We start from the raw sequence: 18,971 nt of genomic DNA on the forward strand, positions 1-18,971 counted from the left end.
TCAGTCCAAAGATGTGAATGATTCATTTATTTTGGAGTAAAATAAGTCGAAAATGAATATTTCTATCCTGTACAGCCTTTTCAAAAAAAGTACCGGTGTCAGCACAGATACCAGAAAAATTGGGAAGGGGAATGTCTTTTTTGCCCTTAAGGGGCCGAATTTTGATGCCAATGAGTTTGCCCCCAAAGCATTGGAGCAAGGAGCTTCATTAGTAGTGATTGATGATCCTAAGTACTTTATAGAGGATGATGAACGCTATTTTTTGGCTAAGGATGCCTTGAAAATGTTGCAGGATTTAGCTAATTATCACAGGAAGCAATTGACGATACCTATTATTGGATTGACGGGTTCTAATGGGAAAACCACCTCCAAAGAATTGCTTCATGCTGTACTACAAACCAAATTTAAAACTGTAGCCACGGTCGGTAATCTGAATAATCATATTGGTGTTCCGCTTACTTTACTTTCTATTCCTGAGGATGCAGAAATGGCAATCGTTGAGATGGGAGCAAATAAACAGGGTGATATTGAGGAGTTATGCGAAATAGCTGAACCAACGCACGGATTTATTACCAATATTGGGAGAGCTCACCTAGAAGGGATGGGTGGTCCTGCGGGAGTTTTGAAAACCAAGACTGAATTATTCCAGTTTTTAAGAGCGAATAAAGGGACGGTTTTCATCAATTCTCAGGACCCTGTATTGTCGAATATGGCGAAGAGATTTGATAAGCCTGTTTTGTACCCTGCAAAAGGAGATTTTTGTGAAGTAGGTTTCGTGGAGGCAAATCCTTTTGTCAAATTCACAGTGGAAGGTACAGAAGAAGTTTATTTGAGTTCACTAATCGGCGCCTATAATTTTGGGAATATTGCCAATGCATTGGCAGTAGGGAAGTATTTTGAAGTAGAAATGAAAGGCGCAATTGAAGCGATCGTGAACTACCAGCCTTCAAATATGCGATCTCAACTTCTTGAAAAGAGGAGCAATCTGATTATTCTAGATGCTTATAATGCAAATCCATCAAGTATGGAGGTAGCTATCCGAACATTTGGTGAAATGACCGGGAAAAAGCATAAAATGATAATCTTGGGAGATATGTTTGAATTGGGAGAGCATGCAGAAGAGGAACACGCAAAGCTTGGTGAGATTATCAGTGAATATGAGATTGAAAAGGTGTGTTTCACTGGTAAACTGATCGTTTCCGCTTTAGCCAGATACCCTAAAGCACTTTATTTTCCTGATCCATTTTCTTTTAGAAATTGGCTTCAGGATAGCCAATTAGAGGACTATTTAATTTTGATCAAAGGAAGCCGGGGAATGAAGCTAGAAGGTCTGGTTGACTTTATTTAAACCAAAACCAGAATCTGCTTGTTTAAAATGACCAAATTCGATTTTAACCAATTCCAATAAATTCATGAGACCTTACCTGAAGTTTTTATCTGAGCTAGCCAATCATAATTCTAAGGAATGGATGGATGCGAATAAGAAATGGTATCTCGAATGCAGAGGTGAATTTTTAGAAGATGTACAGGTGATTTTAAAAGGTTTGTCGGAATGGGAACCTGCATTCGAAGTTTTTCAACCAAAAGATTGTGTTTTCAGACAGAACAGAGATATCAGGTTTTCGGCAAATAAGGCTCCTTATAAAGTCAATTTTGCTGCCTATTTTTCTCCAAAAGGAAAAAAATCAGAGGGACCGGGATACTATCTTCATATTCAACCAGGAGAATCATTTATTGGTGGGGGGATCTGGAATCCCATGGGAGAAACGCTCAAAAAAATCAGAAAGGAAATTGATTATTCAGGAGCAGAAATGGAACAGATTTTAGCAGACCCAAACTTTAATAAAACCTTTGGAGAGATGAGAGGGGATAAGCTTAAAACTAGTCCTCGAGAATATGAAGCGGATCACCCATACATAGAATTACTTAGGATGAAGAGTTTCACAGTGATGACTTCTTTGATGGATTCCCAAATTGACAATGGCCAATTTATCCAGCTGGCATTGGAGAAATTCAAGATCATGCTTCCGTTTCAGGAATTCTTAACAAAAGCTGTGGAAGAAGTAGAAGACGGCTCAGGGATTTTGTAAAAATAATTTTTCTAAAACTATTGCTACGCCATCCTCTTTATTGGTTGTGGTGATTTCTTTCGCAACTGCTTTTACCTCAGGTCTGGCATTCCCAACGGCCACTCCATAACCAACAGATTGAAGCAAATCAATGTCATTGTAGTTATCCCCGAAAGCTATCACTGACTCCATTCCGAAGTCAAAAGCATGGTCCAGGATTTTGATCAAACCAGTCGCTTTTGAAATGGATCTAGGTGCGATTTCCAAGTAAGTGTCACTAGATCGATAAAGATGGAGATCGTTTCCATGTTCGAAATGCAACTCCCCAAATAGCCAAGAGATCTCTTGTGAATCCCCCATGCACATCACTTTATGAGCTCCTGAGTCTCCTTTTGACCATAGCTGAACTACTTCATTTCCAGGCAGCCAAGTGCAATTTGTTTTGGTGTTTCTAATTTCTCGTTGGGACCAATAATCGTCCTTTTCTTCATACCAGTCCTCTCCTTGATAAAGGCTGACATGGATATTGGTATTTTTACAGAGGTCCAAAATCTTCGCGACCAATGGTACAGGGATCGTTACAGAATCTAAGATTTCTCCTTCAGCGCTGATCACATAGCCTCCATTATAGCAAATCAAAGGTTGCTCAGGTTTCTGCAAATCTCTGACCAGATGACGCATAGCATTTGGCATTCTAGAGCTTGCAAGAATTACAGGGAAATCTGAAGGAAATTTGTTGACCACAGATTTCAGTCTAGGGGATAGATCACGATCAGCATTGAGGAGGGTGCCGTCAATGTCTGAACAAAAAGCTTTAATATTCATTAATCAAATTCTGACCAGTCAATATCATTAGCAAAGTTGGTGAAAAAGCCAAAGCCAATGATAGCAATGAAAATCATTACAGCTGCGAAAATAATAAGTTTTACTATTAACTCAGCCTTCGCCCAATTGGCCTTATCTGGATCAGTGCTTTTATCAGTTGCCCAAATGATGAGCATAACTAGTCCAATTAATGGAAGGCGCTTGATTAGTACTGCAATCACCCATTCTCCCAGCGAGGTAGGTTGTTTCTTGAATTCAGGTGGCATTTCCATAATTATAGGTTTTGTTTAAAAGTCTTTGGTCTCAAAAGTGTATTCCTGCATAGCAATATTCTCTGGGTTATTCGGATCACTCTGAATAAATTGAACCGTAATTTGCCGGTAATTTTCAGAGTTTTCGAAATCATGCAAGTAGATTTCGGCGCATTTTCGGGCTAGAATTTCAGGCTGACTCCCAATTTTGACAGGGTCTCCATTTTCAAGTTTAAGAAAAATGGTGGATTCGACGTGATTTTCAGCTTTGGAACTGTTAAGTGAAACGCTCATTCCTCTAAAATCACCTAATGCACGAATTTCTTCAGAGGGCATAAAGCCTTCTCCCATCATGCTTTCCATTCCCTTAAAAGCAAATTTTGCAATGTTTTCAGGGTTGCATGAGCAGGAAGAAAATAAACTTATGATGCTGGCAAATAGAAAAACCAGTAAGAAATTCTTATTAAACATTTGAAAAGATTTAAAGCAAGATACAATTACTCGCTTGTCTTTTCAACTAACATCTGAATAGAGTAGTCCTTTTCTTTGTGTGAGACTTTGGTGTTTGGATATGGGCTGACTCCCTCTAATTTAAAAATATAGCCTTTAAAAGTTACTTCTGAGGGTACATCCTGAAAAGTTGGGAAGGTGCTTAAAAGGTATTTTTCTTCAGAACCATTTACCTCTATCAGCAGCTCCACTTCGGCTAAGCCTTGCCAAATACACACCACATCTTCTGGGCATCTAGAGTCTTGGGTGACCTTTGTAAATGTGATGCTCACTGCTCTTTCACAAAAGGTCGCAGTTTCCTGAAAATTGACATCAAAGACTTTGTCTAACTGATAGCTAGTACAAGGCTCTTCATTTTGACAGGAGAGTAGCAATAGGATGATTGCAGAAATAAAAAGCTTGCTTGTTTTCACTTTTATGATGTCTTATTGGAGTGTTTGTTTTTTGTCATTAAGACGGATAAATAGTTGCTTATGCAACAGGATTTGAAGAGTGAAATTTTGATTGTCTGAGAAAGTTGGTAAATTCTAGTGCTTTTTAAAAATCAATTTTTTGCCTTCTAAATCAAATTGTTATGCCTAAAATTAAATTTAAGTTTGAGGGGACTATCGAAATAGAGTCTTCCGATGTTTTAAATCTAAAGAAGAATCAGAAATACAGAGTTAATGCCATCTTAGGTCCAGAGAGTATTGAGATCACAGAAATAAAACCAGAGATAGCGCATGATCCACCTGAAGAAAAAGAAGTAAAGGAGAAACAGAAAGATGAAAGCACCGTTGTTGTTCCTATTAATGAAGAAAAAGTTACCGAAGAAATTGAAATGGATAAACCCTGGAGTTCTGAATATGTAAGCCTTGAGCAATATGGTGGTGAAGGATATTATAAATTGATCGAAGAAGGTTTAAAATATGAGGGGAATAAAGTAAAAAGTAATCAGCCTGTTTTTTCGCCAGAAGATGAGGGGAAAAGTTTTTGTGGGTTGTTTGCGCATAAAAATCCAAATACTCCATCAAAAGATGAGTATTATCCTGGGATTATAGGTTCAAGGTATTCTATTATTACATCCTATATCTCACCAAATGAAATAGAGGTTAATTTTAATTACAATCATCAAAGCGACAAAGGTTATGTGTTTTTTGATAACACGATGGCATTTAAGCTTGCTGTTGATGCTACTAAAAGGTCAGCTTCCAAAGTGCTGGAACTTCAAGATGGAAAAACTTATGTTGTTCCCCAATATGAAAAGGCAGATGTTCGAAGTGATTTTTACCTCATAGCTAAAAATGAAGCAAATCTTAAAATTGGATGGGAAGACTTTTTTCAATGGTCAGATATACATACGATTAAGCAGTCAGCTCATTTGTTTGAAGTGGGTGGGAATTCTCTGGATTTCGGAATCAGAAATGTAAATTTTTTACCACCACATAGGCGGGTTAGTGGAGCACAGTTGTTTTTTGCTAGTTTGTTTAAGGGACAACCGAATCCTGATCAGCAGCTTAATATTGTTGTTGACAACATGGATACGACCAAAGAAGTCAATGAAAAAGATGCCAGGTACAATCAGTTTGGTTTTGGTTATGGATTTCTTTACTCAAGCGAAAAAGGGAATTATGTCATAGGAAAGAACCTCAAGCATAGAGGACCTGGATTCATGGATTTTAAAGCCAATTTTGGAGGAGGTTTATATGCGATTTTTGAAAATGTTGAAACCAACTTTAAAGATGAAAATAAGTTTGCTTCAACCAAGGTGAAGGTGAAAGGTAAATTAGAAAATAATGTCTTTACAATTACCTCTGATAACACAGTGTTTCAAATTTATAGCTATGATTTTGGAAGGGGGAATGTGGCACATATTCTGCATTTTGACCGTTTTACGTTTATGATTGATGGAAAGGACGCGATCCTTAATGCCAATCAATTTAAAGTGAGACCCTTTGCCAAAGGAAAAATAAAACTGAAGGTGAAAAACAATCAGTTTGTTTATGCTAAAGAGGTAGAGCTTCATGCTGGTGATACATTGACGTACAATGGGGTTACGTATAAGATCATTGAAAAAACACGAACTTATGTGACTGAATGGATGGAGGGTGATGAAAATACCCAATACGCAATGGGCTTAAAATTGGATAAGCCAATGCCTGTGGATTCAGGGATTGTTGAATTTGACGTCAACTCTATTGGAGAGAGACTGGATAATGGGCAAGAAGTTGAAGCTTACCTAATTTATAAAGCAAATTATGAATTCAGGTCCTATGAAAACACCAAGTTTGAGGATAGAGAAATATTAGATTCTACCCCTGTAGGCCATCTTTCCTATAACCACAAAGAAATTACACTTTGGGCCAAGAATTTTAAACATAACGGCTTTTACAGGCAATCGCTAAGTCATGTGGGAAAAAGTAATGGATATACATTGATTGATTGTGAAGGTTTTGGAGGACAGTTTTCGCCAGAAATAGAAGTTAAAAAAGAGGGTGTATTACCAAAAAAAGCAGAAGAGCTAATTAGAAATTTAGAAAAAAGGTAAAGCTCCACATTTCTGTGAAGCTTTGAAGTGGAGAATACCGGTCTGCGATAGCTATCGGGACGAACCGGTGGCCAAGAGTTTGGGAAGGTTATAAAAAGAAAGCTCCACATTTCTGCGAAGCTTTGGAGTGGAGAATACCGGATTCGAACCGGTGGCCTCTACACTGCCAGTGTAGCGCTCTAGCCAACTGAGCTAATCCCCCATTATTATTTTGCTCCTTAAGAGCTACCCGCTTAAGGGTCTGCAAATATAGAAAGGGCTTTCATTTGTGCAAAGGAATAAATTACTCTGAGGAATAATTAATCCTGGTCATGATGCTTCTTCCCAAAGTGATTTCATCTGTATATTCTAATTCACCGCCAACGGGGATTCCTCTTGCAATGGTACTGACTTTTATGCCTTTCTCATGAAGACGTTTTGCCAAGTAGAATGAAGTGGTGTCCCCTTCCATTGTCCCGCTTAAAGCCATGATAACTTCTTTTACGGGTTCCTCTGAGTCAGTACTGACGCGTTCGATTAGGGATTCTATAGTCAATTCCTCTGGTCCTATTCCTTGAATCGGAGAAATAACTCCTCCCAGCACATGGTATAAACCTTGGTATTGATCTGTGTTTTCTATAGCTAAAACATCTCTTATGTCTTCAACGACACAAATTACCCCATGATCTCTTCTGTGACTTTTGCAAATGCTGCAATGCTCATCATCTGAGATATTATGGCAAATTTTGCAGTATTGGACTTCTTCCCTCATGCGAGTCAAAGCTAAAGTAAGTGCTTCAGTATGAACTTCGCTTTGTTTCAATAAATGTAGGGCAAGTCGCAATGCAGTTTTCTTTCCTATTCCTGGAAGTCTAGATATTTCTGTAACTGCGTCTTCAATAAGTTTGGAAGGGATATTCACGCTTTTTTATTAAACGATGGCTGCTTGGATTCCGGCATCTAGAATTGCCTCACACATAGGTTTTAACTCCTCAATACTCCCTTTTTTTACGGCGCATTTTCCTTTAAAATGGATAATTAGGGTGCACTGCTCCGCCTGTTCGGGAGAATGTTTGCAGACTTTAATCAGGATAGTTGATACGTGGTCGAAAGTATTGACATCGTCATTGTAAACAATTAGGTCAGAGGAATCTAAATCTACCACTTCCTCCAATAATACTTCTGACTCTTCTTGATATGGATGTGTCATGCTCAATCGATTCATTTTGCAAAATTAATAATAATAGACAACTTAGCGGCTAATCCAAGCTGCATTTATGAATTCGCAAGTAGTTCTGCTCGTTATTTCCTGCTACTTTTTACTGCTCTTTTTGATTTCATGGTTTACTTCCCGTAAAGTATCCGAAGATACTTTTTTTACAGGAGACCGTCAATCCCCTTGGTTCCTAGTGGCTTTTGGAATGATTGGAGCATCACTTTCAGGTGTGACCTTTATTTCTGTACCAGGGGAGGTTGGTAATTCTAACTTCTTTTACTTCGAAGTTGTTTTAGGCTATACTCTTGGTTACTTCACGATTGCCAAAGTTTTACTCCCTCTTTATTACCGTCTAAATCTCGTTTCTATTTATTCTTACCTAGAGGATAGGTTTGGGTTTTGGTCCTATAAAACAGGGGCTTTCTTTTTTATTCTTTCTAGGACAGTAGGCTCATCCTTACGAGTGTTTTTGGTAGCTTCTGTATTACAGTTGATCCTATTTGATTCTTTAGGTATACCTTTCTGGGTTTCCGTGTTAATTACTGTGGCTTTGATCTGGCTTTATACCTTTAGAGGGGGGATTAAGACTGTAGTGTGGACAGATACACTCCAGACATTTTTTATGCTGGCAGCAGTAGTAGTCAGTATTGTATTGATTGGAAGAGAATTAGAGCTTTCCAGCCTTGGAGAATATTTTAAGGTGGTTTCTGATGACCCTCGATCTACCATCTTTAATTGGGACTGGAAAGACGGGACGAATTTCTTCAAGCAATTTATTTCTGGAGCATTTATTACCATAGTAATGACTGGGCTGGATCAAGATATGATGCAGAAAAATCTGACTTGTAGAAATATCGGGGATGCTCAGAAAAACATGTTTTGGTTCACTACCAGTCTTGTGATTGTCAACTTATTGTTTTTAGGACTAGGTGTAATGCTTTACCTATTTGCAGAGACGAAAGGGATTCCGCTTCCAGAAAGAACTGATGAATTGTTTCCTCTTTTAGCTACCCAATATTTCACCCCTTTTGCAGGAATAGTCTTCGTCTTAGGAATCACGGCGGCAGCTTATTCAAGCGCTGATTCTACACTTACTGCCTTGACAACATCCTTCTGTGTGGATTTCTTAGAGTTGGAAAAAAAATACCCCAAGGAAAAGCGAGTATGGATAAGACAGCGCGTTCATATCGCATTTACCTTTGTGATGTATTTTGTGATTCTGGCATTTTATTGGGTCAATGACCAAAGTGTAATCAACTCCGTTTTTGTGATTGCAGGCTATACCTATGGGCCTTTGCTAGGGCTCTATTCCTTTGGTTTATTTACAAAAATGAAAGTGCAGGATAAATGGGTGCCATACTTAGCGGTGCTAGCTCCCACGGTCACATATATTTTGGCTTCAAATTCTGAAGAACTCTTTTGGGGTTACAAGTTTGGGTTTGAAGCTTTAATATTGAATGGACTTCTCATGTTTATTGGACTTTGGCTTCTACGGAAAAAATAAGTCAGATGCTTAATTCAGTTTCTGGATCCCAAAAAACTTTATCAAAGTCTTTTATCTGATCATTTTCAATTTTTACACCTTCGCTTTCTAAGGCTTCTTGCATTGCTGTAGGTGTAGAGAAATGATGTCTGCCTGTAAGCATGCCAAGTCTATTGACTACTCGGTGAGCTGGAACATCTGGTAAGGCATGAGCGGCATTCATGGCATAACCTACCATTCTTGCCCCACTTTTTAAGCCCAAATAATGAGCGATGGCTCCATAACTGGTTGCTCTTCCAGTTGGGATTTCTCTTACAACTTGATATACTAAGTCAAAATAATTAGGCTTCTCCTTTGGCATGATTCAGGTTTAAAATAGCTTGATTGATCAATTTTCTGATTTCTTTCTCGGTGACCTTTTCTCCGGTTTTAATAGGGAATTGGAAACGGAGTAAGTTATGTTCAGCTTTCCTATCCAGCACTGTAAGTTGAGAGCCTTTGAGAAACACCAAGTTTGAAAAGGGCTCCAGTTCTTTTGTAAGGCTTTTTTCTAATTCATCCAATGGCGTTTGGAGTGAGTTATTAAGCTCAAAATCAAAAATCATTTGATGCGAATTATTTCGTGAATAATTGGTGATTTCTGATGAGAGCACCATTGAATTAGGTACTATCACTGTTTCTCCCGTCTCACTTTTCAAAACTAAATTTATCAATGTGATATCCCGAATGAAACCCGTGGTTTTACTGATTTGTATTTTATCCCCTATTTCCAATTGATCTGAAAACATGATGATCAAGCCATTGGCGATATTGGTAATGTAATCCTTGGTGAGTAAAGCAATTGCGGCAGCCACAATAGTGATACTGGTCAAGAACTCCAAAGGCTTAATTCCAAATGCGAGCATTAATGAAATCAGGAAGATCAGAACATTTAGTATCCAAGAAATACGATTTATTCCAATAACAAAATTAGGCTGTACTCTCTCTTCCTTGGTTTTATTTAAGTAAAACCTCAACGCAGCAAACCTTCCCAAAGAAATGATCAGGTTACTACTCAACAAAAAGATAGTTGCTGAAAGAAGGTTATTCAGTACAGGGTATTTTTCTAGAATTGGACTTAGCATGGTGTTACCAACAAAGACGTATTCCAATAATAGTAGCAGGATCAATTTGAAAACGAAGTTCCTCCGTTTGGCGTTTTCTTTGGTTTGGATGCTGCTTTTTAAGTGATTCATGTCTTATTCAAAAATTAAAGGTAATTTTAAGGATTATCAGATAGAATTTTCCAAAAGTATGAGTAGAAATATAATAATTACAGGAGCGAGTGGAAATTTAGGAAAAGCCGTTGTTGAAAAATTTAAACGAGAGGGATATCATATCATCGTCTTGACCCGGCCTGATGCCGAAGAATTTATTGAAGAAGCTGATGATAGTTACGAAGTAGACGTCACAGATGAAGAACAGGTAAAAGCTTTTGTTTCGGAATTCCAGCTTCAGTATGGTGAATTAGATGCTTTAGCATTATTGGTAGGAGGATTTAGTATGGGTGGATTTGATAAAACGAGCCATACGGATATCGAAAAAATGTTTCAGCTGAATTTTTTCAGCGCATTTCATCTTGTCAAAGGATTTCTTCCCTTTATGAAAAAACAAGATCGAGGTACTTTCCTTTTTGTTGGAGCAAGGCCAGCACTAGAATTAGAGTCTGGAAAGGATATGCTTGCATATTCCTTGAGTAAAAGGTTAGTGATCACCTTAACAGAGATTCTTGGAGAAGAAATCAAAGATTCTTCTGTTCGTTCTCATGTATTTGTTCCAAGTGTAATTGATACACCTCAAAATAGAGAAGCCATGCCTGATGCAGATTTTTCCAAGTGGGTGCGTGCGGATGAGATTGCTGAAGCGATGCATTATTCTGTAAATACCTCAGCTTTGAGAAACATGACTTTTAAACTGTATGGAGAGGTTTAATTTGAATTTTATGAAATCTAAATTCTCAGGTATTCTTTGTTTACTCCTCCTTGTAAGCACAGTCAGTTTTTCTCAGTCCGAACCCGAGCAAATCAAAGAAGTTATCAATGCCATGTTTGATGGGATGCGAGATAAAAATGCTGATCAAATCAAAGCGGCATTTTCTGAGCAGGCAATAATGCAGACTATTGTGAAAAAGCCCGAAGGGACCAGCATTGCCAGTAATTCTGTGGAGGAATTTGCAACTCAAATCGGAAAAATACCAGAGAGTACCCAGTTGGATGAACGATTAACTGATTACATAATTCAGGTGGACGGGGATATGGCTACGGCCTGGACCCCTTACGAATTTTATGTGAATGAGGAGTTTAGCCATTGTGGTGTTAACTCATTTCAATTGGTGAAGTTTGATGGGAAATGGAAAATCGTTTACATCATCGATACTCGTAGAAAAGAAGCTTGCGTAGAATAGATGAACGAGTTTAAATCCTCTGTATATCAGTCAGTTTTTGACCTTTTGACTGAAAGAGAGAAACTTCTTTCCGAAGAATTAACCTCTTTAAACCTTAGTATAAGCGAGGATACAAAGAGTTCCGCAGGGGATAAGTATGAAACGGGAAGGGAAATGATCCGTCAGGAAATCGGGAAGGTTCAAAAGCAGCATCATCAGACAAAAATCTTCAAACAAAAGATACAGCAATTTTTTGAACAAGAGAAATCGAGTTCTCAAGTAAATGAAGGTAGTCTGCTTCAATATGGGGGAGATTGGCTGTTTATCTCGGTGAGTTTAGGTCAGGTTAAAGTAAATGATGAAAAAGTATTTTTACTGAGCAAAGCTTCTCCATTAGGTCAGGCTCTGCTTGGGAAAAACAAGTTGGATCAAGTCAATTTTAGAGGCAAAACAAAACAGATTGAAGAGCTATTTTAACTCTAATCCTTTGGGGTAAAACTCATCAAGGTGCCGGCTTCTCCCAATAGATCAATTTTATTTTTTGAGCCAGTGAATTTTGTGACTTTCTGTAGAGCCTCGATAAAGTCATTTTCATCAATTCCGGGACAGGCTTTTTCTGTCATCGCCCCAGGATTTAATTTAAGGTCTTTACCTTCTAAGCTGTAGATGCCGCTAAAGTTGTTGCAACCTGTAAACCCTGCAAGGTAGCCGGCTTCCTTAAATTCTAAGGTAGGTAGTCCGTTTGGAAAGTTCTCTGTATTTATGGCAGTTTCTCCTAAGGTCTCTAATTCCCAAGTTTTATTGCTAAGCAAACCCATTTGGGTTTTATAGATAGTTTTACATTGAGTGAATACCAATACCAAAAAAACGATTGAAATTGACCTAAATACATTCATCATGTTTTGTTTTTGTTCGATTGATAATTTAGAAATTTTTTCAACCAAATACTCTTTTGTCTTTTAGGGAATCTGTAGTGTTTCGAATAATTGTTTTGGATAAAAACTTGATTTTTGATCTATTTTTCAAAGAATATGACAGTTTTCTGAAAATCTCTATTGGATTGTTTGGCTTATAAAATTTTTGGCAGTAAGATTGCCCTGTCAATTCTCCAGATATGGTATTTGCAGCAAACATTTCATTCACAGAACCCCTGTATATTTTACGTGGAACAGTTGCGCGTACATCTTTTTTCATGTCAACAGGGATGGACACCACCATGACGGGGTTTCCCGTTATACTTTAAAATACTCCCGCCTCATTTGGTCTATTTAGACCCATTTTAGTTTTAAAAACATTCCAAGATTCTTTATGAAAGTTCTCAAGTTTGGAGGTTCATCCGTAGCGAACCCCGAAAACATCAGCAAGGTATTTTCCATCATTCAGGATAAGCTTAAAAGACATGAAGTAACCATCGTTTTTTCTGCCTTTGGTGGTGTCACGGAGAGTCTTCTCAAAATTTCACAGTTGGCCAGAGAAGGGGATCAGGCTTATAGAGATACCCTACAAAGCTTAGAAGAAAAGCATTTGGAGATGGTTAGGCAGTTGATCGCAGTACAAAATCAATCCACAGTGATGACTTATGTAAAAGTGCGATTCAAAGAGCTTGAAGACCTTTTTCATGGGATATTCCTGATCAAAGAAAACTCCGCCAGAACATTAGATTATGTAGCAAGTTTTGGAGAGCGTTTGTCAGCCTTTATTCTTGCTGAATCCCTTGCAGGTAAAGGGTTAAAAACTCAGTTTTTGGATGCTAGAGAGGTAATCCGAACCAATGATAGATTTGGTCAGGCAAGAGTAGATTTTGACACTACAAATGCTTTGATAAGAAGTTATTTTGCTAAAAATGACGGTATAAAAGTAGTGACTGGGTTTATTGCTTCCACGGCAAAAGGAGAAACCACGACACTGGGTCGATCTGGATCTGATTACACTGCTTCCATTCTCGCTGGAGCACTTGAAGCGGAGGATATGGAAATTTGGACTGATGTGTCAGGAGTTTTGACCTCCGACCCTACATTGGTTTATACTGCGTTTACAGTGCCTCAATTAAGTTATAATGAGGCAATGGAGCTTTCTCATTTCGGAGCCAAAGTGATATTCCCTGCGACTATGCAGCCGGCAATGAAACGGGATATTCCGATTTATATCAAGAATACATTTGATCCTGAAAACCCAGGTACTAAGATTAATTCTGACGTCACTAAAGAGGCCTTGATCAAAGGGGTGAGCTCGATGTCAAATATTTCGATCGTAACCGTTCAGGGGGCAGGGCTTATCGAATCAGTTTCTGGAACTAGCCGTGTTTTTAAAGCTTTGGCTGATGCCCAGGTTAATATTGTATTGATTTCACAGGCTTCTTCTGAACACAGTGTTTGTTTAGCGATAAAAACTGATGAGGCTTATTTGGCAAAAGAGGCCGTAGAAAAGGAGTTTCACTATGAAATCAAATCTGGTGAAATGGAAGAAGTAGTGCTGATGCATGGCTTTTCTACAGTGGCAGTTGTCGGCGAAAATATGAAGCATAACCCCGGAGCTTCTGGACGCATGTTTAGAGCTTTAGGTAGAAATAATATCAATGTTGCAGCAATTGCACAGGGAAGTTCAGAATTGAATATATCTGCAGTAATCCCACAGGCGGATTTACAAAAAGCACTTAATGCGCTTCATGAAGCTTTCTTCCTTTCTGAAAATAAAGTGTTACACGTCTTTTTGATCGGAACTGGCTTGATTGGCCAGGCCTTGATAAAGATGATTGCCTCTCAGCAAGAAAAGTTGCAGCAGGACAGTATGCTGGATATTCAGATTCACGGCCTTGCCAATAGTAGGTATATGGCCTTTCATGAGGATGGGTTCGATTTAAAAAATCCTTATCAATTGAGTGATAAGGATGAAAAAATGGATTTGAATGCATTTATCGAAACCATGGATCAGATGAACTTCTCTAACTCTGTGATGGTGGATTGTACTGCTTCTCAGGAAGTGGCAGATTCCTACAAGCAGATATTGGAAGCTAAGATTGGGATCGTAACGCCTAATAAAAAAGCAAATTCCGGTTCTATGGATCAGTATTTGGCTTTGAAGAAAATAGCGAAAAAGCGAGGCGTAAAATTCCTTTATGAAACGAACGTGGCTGCAGGTCTTCCTGTGATCAACACGCTGCAAGATTTAATGCTTTCAGGAGATCGAGTGATTAGAATAGAAGCTGTTTTGAGTGGTTCTATGAACTTTATTTTCTCTGAATTTGAAAAAGGAGCTTCATTTTCCGAAGTGGTAAGAGTAGCCAAAGAGAAAGGGTATACAGAGCCTGACCCAAGGGATGATTTGAGTGGAATGGATGTGGCGAGAAAGATTTTGATCCTGGGGAGAGAAGCAGAACAACACCTTGAGTTTGACGCTGTGTCAATAGAAGGTATGGTTCCTGAAGATTGCGTGAATACGGCATCTGTTGATGAGTTTTTTGAAAAACTCAAAGGTCATGATGCAAGTTTCTCAGAAATAAGAGCGAAGGCTAAAGAAAAAGGAGAAGCCCTTCGATTTATGGCTACGCTAGAAAAAGGTGCTGCTAAGGTTGGGCTTAACTCGTTAAAAGAAGAACATCCATTCAGTAGCTTACAAGGGAGTGATAATATGATCTTGCTCACTACCGAGCGCTACCATGATTTCCCAATGATCATTAGAGGTCCAGGTGCTGGAGCAGATGTTACTGCTGCCGGAGTTTTTGCAGATGTCATTAGAATCGGTAACTATACTCGGGAGTGATGAAATCAGTAAAAGCTTTTGCACCGGCTACTGTTGCTAACGTTTCCTGCGGATTTGATATCCTTGGGTTTGCGATAGACGCCATGGGAGATTATGTAGAGGTATTTCGTAAGGAAGAACCTGGCTTGAAAGTGATTTCAATAGAAGATGATGGAGGAAAGCTTCCTTGGGAAGTAGAGAAGAATACTTGTGCGGTAGCCATCCAAGCAATGCTGGATGATTATGGACAGGAAATAGGGATGGATATTGCTTTAAAAAAAGGTTTGCCACTTGGCTCGGGAATGGGTTCAAGTGCTGCAAGTGCTGTAGCTGCTTTAGTGGCTGCCAACCGACTTTTAGGTGATCCATACGAAAGAAAAGATTTGTTGCCATTCGCTATTGTAGCAGAAAAAGCTGCTTGTGGCGCAGGGCATGCTGATAATGTAGCTCCCAGTTTATTAGGTGGATTTGTTTTGATCAGAGATTATCATCCTTTAGATGTGATCAAATTACACGTGCCAGATAGCTTGTATTGTACCTTGTTGCACCCACATTTTCAGTTGAATACTTCTGATTCAAGAAGTGTGTTAAGAGATGCCATTCCTTTGAAGCATTCTACCATACAGTCTGGAAATGTGGCGGGATTTGTCTCAGGATTGTATCAGGAGGATTATGAATTGATTTCCAGATCTATGCGGGATGTGATTGCAGAACCGTATCGTGCGGTTTTGATTCCAGGGTTTTATGAAGTTCGAGAAGCGCTTAAAGCTGCTGGAGCCCTAGGTATGGGGATTTCAGGTTCGGGCCCAACTCTTTTCGCACTTTCAAAGGGTGCAGAAAAATCAAAAGAAATAGCAAAGGCTGCAGAAGAGATTTACCAAAATATTGGGCTTGGGGTAGATGTGTATTATTCTGCCATCAATACCAGAGGGGCTTATGTTCTTGAAGAAAATAAGTGATAGATGAGATATTACAGTACCAATAATCCAGAGCACAAAGTCAGTTTAGAAGAAGCAGTTGTCAAAGGGCTAGCTTCTGATCAGGGGCTTTATATGCCAGAAAAGATTCCTTCTTTATCAAAGGAATTGATTGAGCAATTTTCTGAGATGAGTTTTCAAGAGATCGGGTACCGTGTCATGGGAGCCCTTTTTTCTGAAGATTTGACAGAAAAGCAGATTCGTGATCTAGTGGATCATACGCTGGTTTTTGATGCACCCATCGTTGAAGTAGAAGAGGGTGTTTATAGTCTTGAGCTTTTTCATGGTCCTACCTTAGCATTTAAGGATTTTGGAGCCCGTTTTTGCTCTAAATTGATGAGCTTACTTCTTACCGATTCAGAAAAGAAAGTTCGTGTTTTAGTCGCTACTTCTGGAGACACTGGTAGTGCAGTAGCCAATGGTTTTTTAGGGGTGAAGGGAGTAGAGGTGATCATTCTTTTTCCAAAAGGAAAAGTAAGCGAATTGCAAGAAAAGCAGTTTACAACCTTGGGGCAAAATATTACTGCGCTAGAAGTAGATGGGGTATTTGATGATTGCCAGAGAATGGTAAAACAAGCTTTCTTAGATGAAGAGCTCAATCAGAGCTTGCTTTTGACATCGGCTAATTCCATCAATATTGCCAGATGGATTCCTCAGGCATTGTATTATTTCTATGCTTATTCCAGACTTCCCAAAAACGGTAAAAAATCGGCTTTTGCTGTGCCTAGTGGGAATTTCGGAAATATTGCGGCTGGAATTTTAGCTCAGAAAATGGGCTTGCCTATTGATCATTTTGTTGCGGCAACAAACGTAAATAAAGTAGTTCCTGAATTTTTGAATGGAGAATCATTTAAAGCAATGCCTTCAATTGCAACCATCAGTAATAGTATGGATGTAGGAAACCCTAGTAATTTCCCAAGGCTTTTGGCGCTTTATGACAATAGTGAAGAACTTCTAAAAAGTCATGTGACAGGGTATTATTATTCTGACGAAGAGACGAAAAAAGTGATGCAGGAAGTAAAGACCAAAGGCTATACATTAGACCCTCATGGAGCGGTCGGTTACCTTGGTTTAAAGAATTTTATGAAGAATTATCCTGACTACCAAGGTGTCTTTTTAGAGACGGCTCACCCGGGTAAATTTAGAGATGTAGTGGAGGAGACATTGGATGAGAAGGTGGTATTGCCAGAACGACTGGAAGCATTTATGGTTGGAGTTAAAAAATCCGAACCTCTGGCAAATGATTATTCAGCGTTCAAGGATTTTCTGAAGTCCCTGGAGGATTGAGTCTTAGGTTAGCGGTGTGTGAGAGGTATTGAAAAATTATTTCTTTCTCTCAATGGTATAGCTCACTAAATCTTCTAGAGAGGTTTTGTACTGCGAGTCAGGGAACTGGTTTAGTATGGCTAAAGCCTCTTGGAAGAACATGTTCATTTTTTCCTTTGCATACTCTAAACCACCACTCTTTTTCACAAAAGTAATTACTTGGTTCACCGCCTTTTTATCATCTGATTTATTTCTGATCAGGCTGATAATTCTTCTTTTTTCAAGCCAATCGGTATTGTTTAGAGCAAAAATTAAAGGAAGAGTCATCTTTTTCTCTTTGATGTCTATTCCTACAGGCTTGCCTATTTCTTCTTCTCCATAATCAAATAAATCATCTTTGATCTGAAAAGCCATACCCACTTTTTCGCCAAACTCCTGCATTTTGCTTACTACCTCGATGTTACCTTCCACGCTGGAAGCTCCCACTGCACAACAAGAAGCAATTAGGCTAGCCGTCTTTTGACGAATGATTTGATAGTAAACTTCCTCTGTAATATCCAATTTTCTAGCTTTCGCTATCTGTAGAAGTTCGCCTTCAGACATTTCCTTTACGGCGTTGGATACAATTTGAAGTAATTTAAAATCTCCATTGTCCACAGAAAGCAGCAAACCTCTGGATAAGAGGTAGTCACCTACCAAAACAGCGATTTTGTTTTTCCAAAGTGCATTGACAGAAAAGAAACCTCTTCGGTAGTTGGCGTCATCCACCACATCATCATGAACGAGAGTCGCTGTATGTAATAATTCAATCAAAGCAGCACCTCTGTGCGTGGACTCATTGATTTCACCACATACTCCAGCAGTCAAAAAAACAAACATCGGGCGCATTTGCTTGCCTTTGCGCTTCACGATGTAATTCATGATATGGTCTAAAAGTTTGACCTTACTTTTCATCAAGCCCCTAAACTTGAGTTCAAACTCAGTCATTTCTGATGCAATGGGGACTTGTATTTGTTTGAGGTCTGCTTTCATCCGGTGAATTATGCCGTAAAAATAATACCCTTTCTTTCATGGGCAAGAGAATATCGCTACAGAGATTAAGTTTCCTAAGGATAGTCCAATCTTTTTTACTTTTTTGTATTTTGTGTAGTGAAGTTTCTGTTTAAACCTTTTTATCGCGTCTATGAAAAATATAACTATCGAAATTAAATGGGCTGTAATTTTTGCTGTCACCGCCCTGGCATGGATGGTTCTCGAGAAATCTCTTGGCTGGCATGATGTTCATATTGATCAGCATGCTACACTAACAAATATTTTCGCTGTTCCGGCGATCGTAATTTATGTTCTCGCATTGCTGGATAAGAAGAAGAACTACTACAAGGGAGAAATGACTTACCTACAAGGATTCTTGTCAGGCGTGATAATTTCTGTCATAGTTGCAGTTTTAAGTCCATTCACTCAATATATTACCCTGACGTACATTACTCCTCAATATTTTGAAAACATAATTGAATATTCAGTAACTACAGGAGAACTGACAAGAGAACAAGCCGAGGATTGGTTCAACATGCAAAGTTATATTGTCCAATCTGTCATAGGAGCCTTAATTATGGGGGTGATTACTTCTGCTATCGTGGCGATTTTTGTAAAATCCAAGAAGCAATCTTGAGTAAGCCTTGAAAGTGAAGTCTAAGCCAAGGCTTTTGTT

At 38.8% G+C, this 18,971-nt stretch carries 22 protein-coding genes and 1 tRNA gene; 11 read left to right on the forward strand and 12 right to left on the reverse strand.

Annotated elements, in window-relative coordinates:
- Window positions 1-52 precede the first annotated feature (52 nt).
- Both ALPR1_RS04105 and ALPR1_RS04110 read left to right on the forward strand, forming a co-directional pair.
- Window positions 53-1,348, forward strand: a complete 1,296-nt coding sequence (locus ALPR1_RS04105; protein ID WP_008198623.1) for a UDP-N-acetylmuramoyl-tripeptide--D-alanyl-D-alanine ligase — start codon at window positions 53-55, stop codon at window positions 1,346-1,348.
- A gap of 64 nt (window positions 1,349-1,412) precedes the next feature.
- Complete coding sequence (locus tag ALPR1_RS04110) at window positions 1,413-2,090, forward strand: DUF2461 domain-containing protein (protein WP_008198624.1); 678 nt, start codon at window positions 1,413-1,415, stop codon at window positions 2,088-2,090.
- Here ALPR1_RS04110 and ALPR1_RS04115 read toward each other — a convergent pair.
- The 4 genes from ALPR1_RS04115 to ALPR1_RS04130 are packed head-to-tail and all read right to left on the reverse strand — an operon-like array spanning window position 2,076 to window position 4,068.
- Window positions 2,076-2,894, reverse strand: a complete 819-nt coding sequence (locus tag ALPR1_RS04115) for a Cof-type HAD-IIB family hydrolase (RefSeq protein ID WP_008198625.1) — start codon at window positions 2,892-2,894, stop codon at window positions 2,076-2,078. The genes ALPR1_RS04110 and ALPR1_RS04115 overlap by 15 nt on opposite strands.
- Entirely contained in the window at window positions 2,894-3,166 is a 273-nt protein-coding gene (locus ALPR1_RS04120) for a hypothetical protein (protein ID WP_008198626.1), read from the reverse strand. The genes ALPR1_RS04115 and ALPR1_RS04120 overlap by 1 nt, the downstream gene beginning before the upstream one ends.
- A gap of 15 nt (window positions 3,167-3,181) precedes the next feature.
- Window positions 3,182-3,616, reverse strand: a complete 435-nt coding sequence (locus ALPR1_RS04125) for a hypothetical protein (RefSeq protein WP_008198627.1) — start codon at window positions 3,614-3,616, stop codon at window positions 3,182-3,184.
- 26 nt (window positions 3,617-3,642) lie between these two features.
- Window positions 3,643-4,068 (reverse strand): hypothetical protein, encoded by a 426-nt coding sequence (locus tag ALPR1_RS04130; protein WP_008198628.1) that lies wholly within the window; start codon window positions 4,066-4,068, stop codon window positions 3,643-3,645.
- Between the two features lie 161 nt (window positions 4,069-4,229).
- On the opposite strand from ALPR1_RS04130, the gene ALPR1_RS04135 reads away from it, so the two are divergent.
- Window positions 4,230-6,182: a hypothetical protein gene (locus ALPR1_RS04135; protein ID WP_008198629.1), complete on the forward strand. Its 1,953-nt coding sequence runs from the start codon at window positions 4,230-4,232 to the stop codon at window positions 6,180-6,182.
- A gap of 128 nt (window positions 6,183-6,310) precedes the next feature.
- Here ALPR1_RS04135 and ALPR1_RS04140 read toward each other — a convergent pair.
- The 3 genes from ALPR1_RS04140 to ALPR1_RS04150 all read right to left on the reverse strand — a co-directional run bounded on the left by ALPR1_RS04140 (window position 6,311) and on the right by ALPR1_RS04150 (window position 7,371).
- Window positions 6,311-6,384, reverse strand: a tRNA-Ala gene (locus tag ALPR1_RS04140).
- 81 nt (window positions 6,385-6,465) lie between these two features.
- Window positions 6,466-7,083 (reverse strand): recombination mediator RecR, encoded by a 618-nt coding sequence (gene recR / locus ALPR1_RS04145; RefSeq protein WP_008198630.1) that lies wholly within the window; start codon window positions 7,081-7,083, stop codon window positions 6,466-6,468.
- Between the two features lie 9 nt (window positions 7,084-7,092).
- Window positions 7,093-7,371 carry an ATP-dependent Clp protease adaptor ClpS gene (locus ALPR1_RS04150; RefSeq protein WP_008198632.1) on the reverse strand — a complete coding sequence of 93 codons (279 nt, stop codon included), beginning with the start codon at window positions 7,369-7,371 and terminating at the stop codon, window positions 7,093-7,095.
- Between the two features lie 67 nt (window positions 7,372-7,438).
- On the opposite strand from ALPR1_RS04150, the gene ALPR1_RS04155 reads away from it, so the two are divergent.
- Window positions 7,439-8,881 (forward strand): sodium:solute symporter, encoded by a 1,443-nt coding sequence (locus ALPR1_RS04155; protein WP_008198633.1) that lies wholly within the window; start codon window positions 7,439-7,441, stop codon window positions 8,879-8,881.
- A gap of 1 nt (window position 8,882) precedes the next feature.
- Here ALPR1_RS04155 and ALPR1_RS04160 read toward each other — a convergent pair whose 3' ends face one another.
- Both ALPR1_RS04160 and ALPR1_RS04165 read right to left on the reverse strand, forming a co-directional pair.
- Window positions 8,883-9,221, reverse strand: a complete 339-nt coding sequence (locus ALPR1_RS04160) for an MGMT family protein (RefSeq protein WP_008198635.1) — start codon at window positions 9,219-9,221, stop codon at window positions 8,883-8,885.
- Complete coding sequence (locus tag ALPR1_RS04165; RefSeq protein WP_008198636.1) at window positions 9,202-10,095, reverse strand: mechanosensitive ion channel family protein; 894 nt, start codon at window positions 10,093-10,095, stop codon at window positions 9,202-9,204. Before ALPR1_RS04165 ends, ALPR1_RS04160 begins: the two co-directional genes overlap by 20 nt.
- Window positions 10,096-10,153: 58 nt before the next feature.
- Between ALPR1_RS04165 and ALPR1_RS04170 the strand changes: the two genes are divergently transcribed.
- Genes ALPR1_RS04170 through ALPR1_RS04180 form a run of 3 tightly spaced genes read left to right on the forward strand, consistent with a single transcriptional unit; the run spans window position 10,154 to window position 11,759 of the window.
- Window positions 10,154-10,831: an SDR family NAD(P)-dependent oxidoreductase gene (locus ALPR1_RS04170; protein WP_040303210.1), complete on the forward strand. Its 678-nt coding sequence runs from the start codon at window positions 10,154-10,156 to the stop codon at window positions 10,829-10,831.
- 10 nt (window positions 10,832-10,841) lie between these two features.
- Window positions 10,842-11,303, forward strand: a complete 462-nt coding sequence (locus ALPR1_RS04175; RefSeq protein WP_008198640.1) for a nuclear transport factor 2 family protein — start codon at window positions 10,842-10,844, stop codon at window positions 11,301-11,303.
- Window positions 11,304-11,759, forward strand: coding sequence for a hypothetical protein (locus ALPR1_RS04180; RefSeq protein ID WP_008198643.1), 456 nt, complete (start codon window positions 11,304-11,306; stop codon window positions 11,757-11,759).
- 2 nt (window positions 11,760-11,761) lie between these two features.
- On the opposite strand, the gene ALPR1_RS04185 is transcribed toward ALPR1_RS04180, so the two are convergent.
- Both ALPR1_RS04185 and ALPR1_RS04190 read right to left on the reverse strand, forming a co-directional pair.
- A complete protein-coding gene (locus ALPR1_RS04185; protein ID WP_040303214.1) occupies window positions 11,762-12,181 on the reverse strand; it encodes an META domain-containing protein in 420 nt (139 codons plus the stop codon).
- 37 nt (window positions 12,182-12,218) lie between these two features.
- Window positions 12,219-12,476 (reverse strand): hypothetical protein, encoded by a 258-nt coding sequence (locus tag ALPR1_RS04190; protein ID WP_153231766.1) that lies wholly within the window; start codon window positions 12,474-12,476, stop codon window positions 12,219-12,221.
- 114 nt (window positions 12,477-12,590) lie between these two features.
- Between ALPR1_RS04190 and thrA the strand changes: the two genes are divergently transcribed.
- From thrA to thrC, 3 genes are read left to right on the forward strand one after another with little or no spacing between them, the layout of a single operon-like run.
- A complete protein-coding gene (gene thrA, locus ALPR1_RS04195) occupies window positions 12,591-15,041 on the forward strand; it encodes a bifunctional aspartate kinase/homoserine dehydrogenase I (protein WP_008198648.1) in 2,451 nt (816 codons plus the stop codon).
- On the forward strand, window positions 15,041-15,979 hold the full coding sequence (locus ALPR1_RS04200; protein WP_008198650.1) for a homoserine kinase: 939 nt from the start codon (window positions 15,041-15,043) through the stop codon (window positions 15,977-15,979). Before thrA ends, ALPR1_RS04200 begins: the two co-directional genes overlap by 1 nt.
- Window positions 15,980-15,982: 3 nt before the next feature.
- On the forward strand, window positions 15,983-17,284 hold the full coding sequence (thrC, locus tag ALPR1_RS04205) for a threonine synthase (protein WP_008198652.1): 1,302 nt from the start codon (window positions 15,983-15,985) through the stop codon (window positions 17,282-17,284).
- A 36-nt stretch (window positions 17,285-17,320) separates the two neighbouring features.
- Here thrC and ALPR1_RS04210 read toward each other — a convergent pair whose 3' ends face one another.
- Complete coding sequence (locus ALPR1_RS04210) at window positions 17,321-18,295, reverse strand: polyprenyl synthetase family protein (RefSeq protein ID WP_008198655.1); 975 nt, start codon at window positions 18,293-18,295, stop codon at window positions 17,321-17,323.
- 151 nt (window positions 18,296-18,446) lie between these two features.
- On the opposite strand from ALPR1_RS04210, the gene ALPR1_RS04215 reads away from it, so the two are divergent.
- Complete coding sequence (locus ALPR1_RS04215; RefSeq protein ID WP_008198657.1) at window positions 18,447-18,932, forward strand: DUF4199 domain-containing protein; 486 nt, start codon at window positions 18,447-18,449, stop codon at window positions 18,930-18,932.
- Window positions 18,933-18,971: the final 39 nt, after the last annotated feature.

Source organism: Algoriphagus machipongonensis (assembly GCF_000166275.1).
In the GTDB taxonomy this organism is placed as follows: Bacteria; Bacteroidota; Bacteroidia; order Cytophagales; family Cyclobacteriaceae; genus Algoriphagus; species Algoriphagus machipongonensis.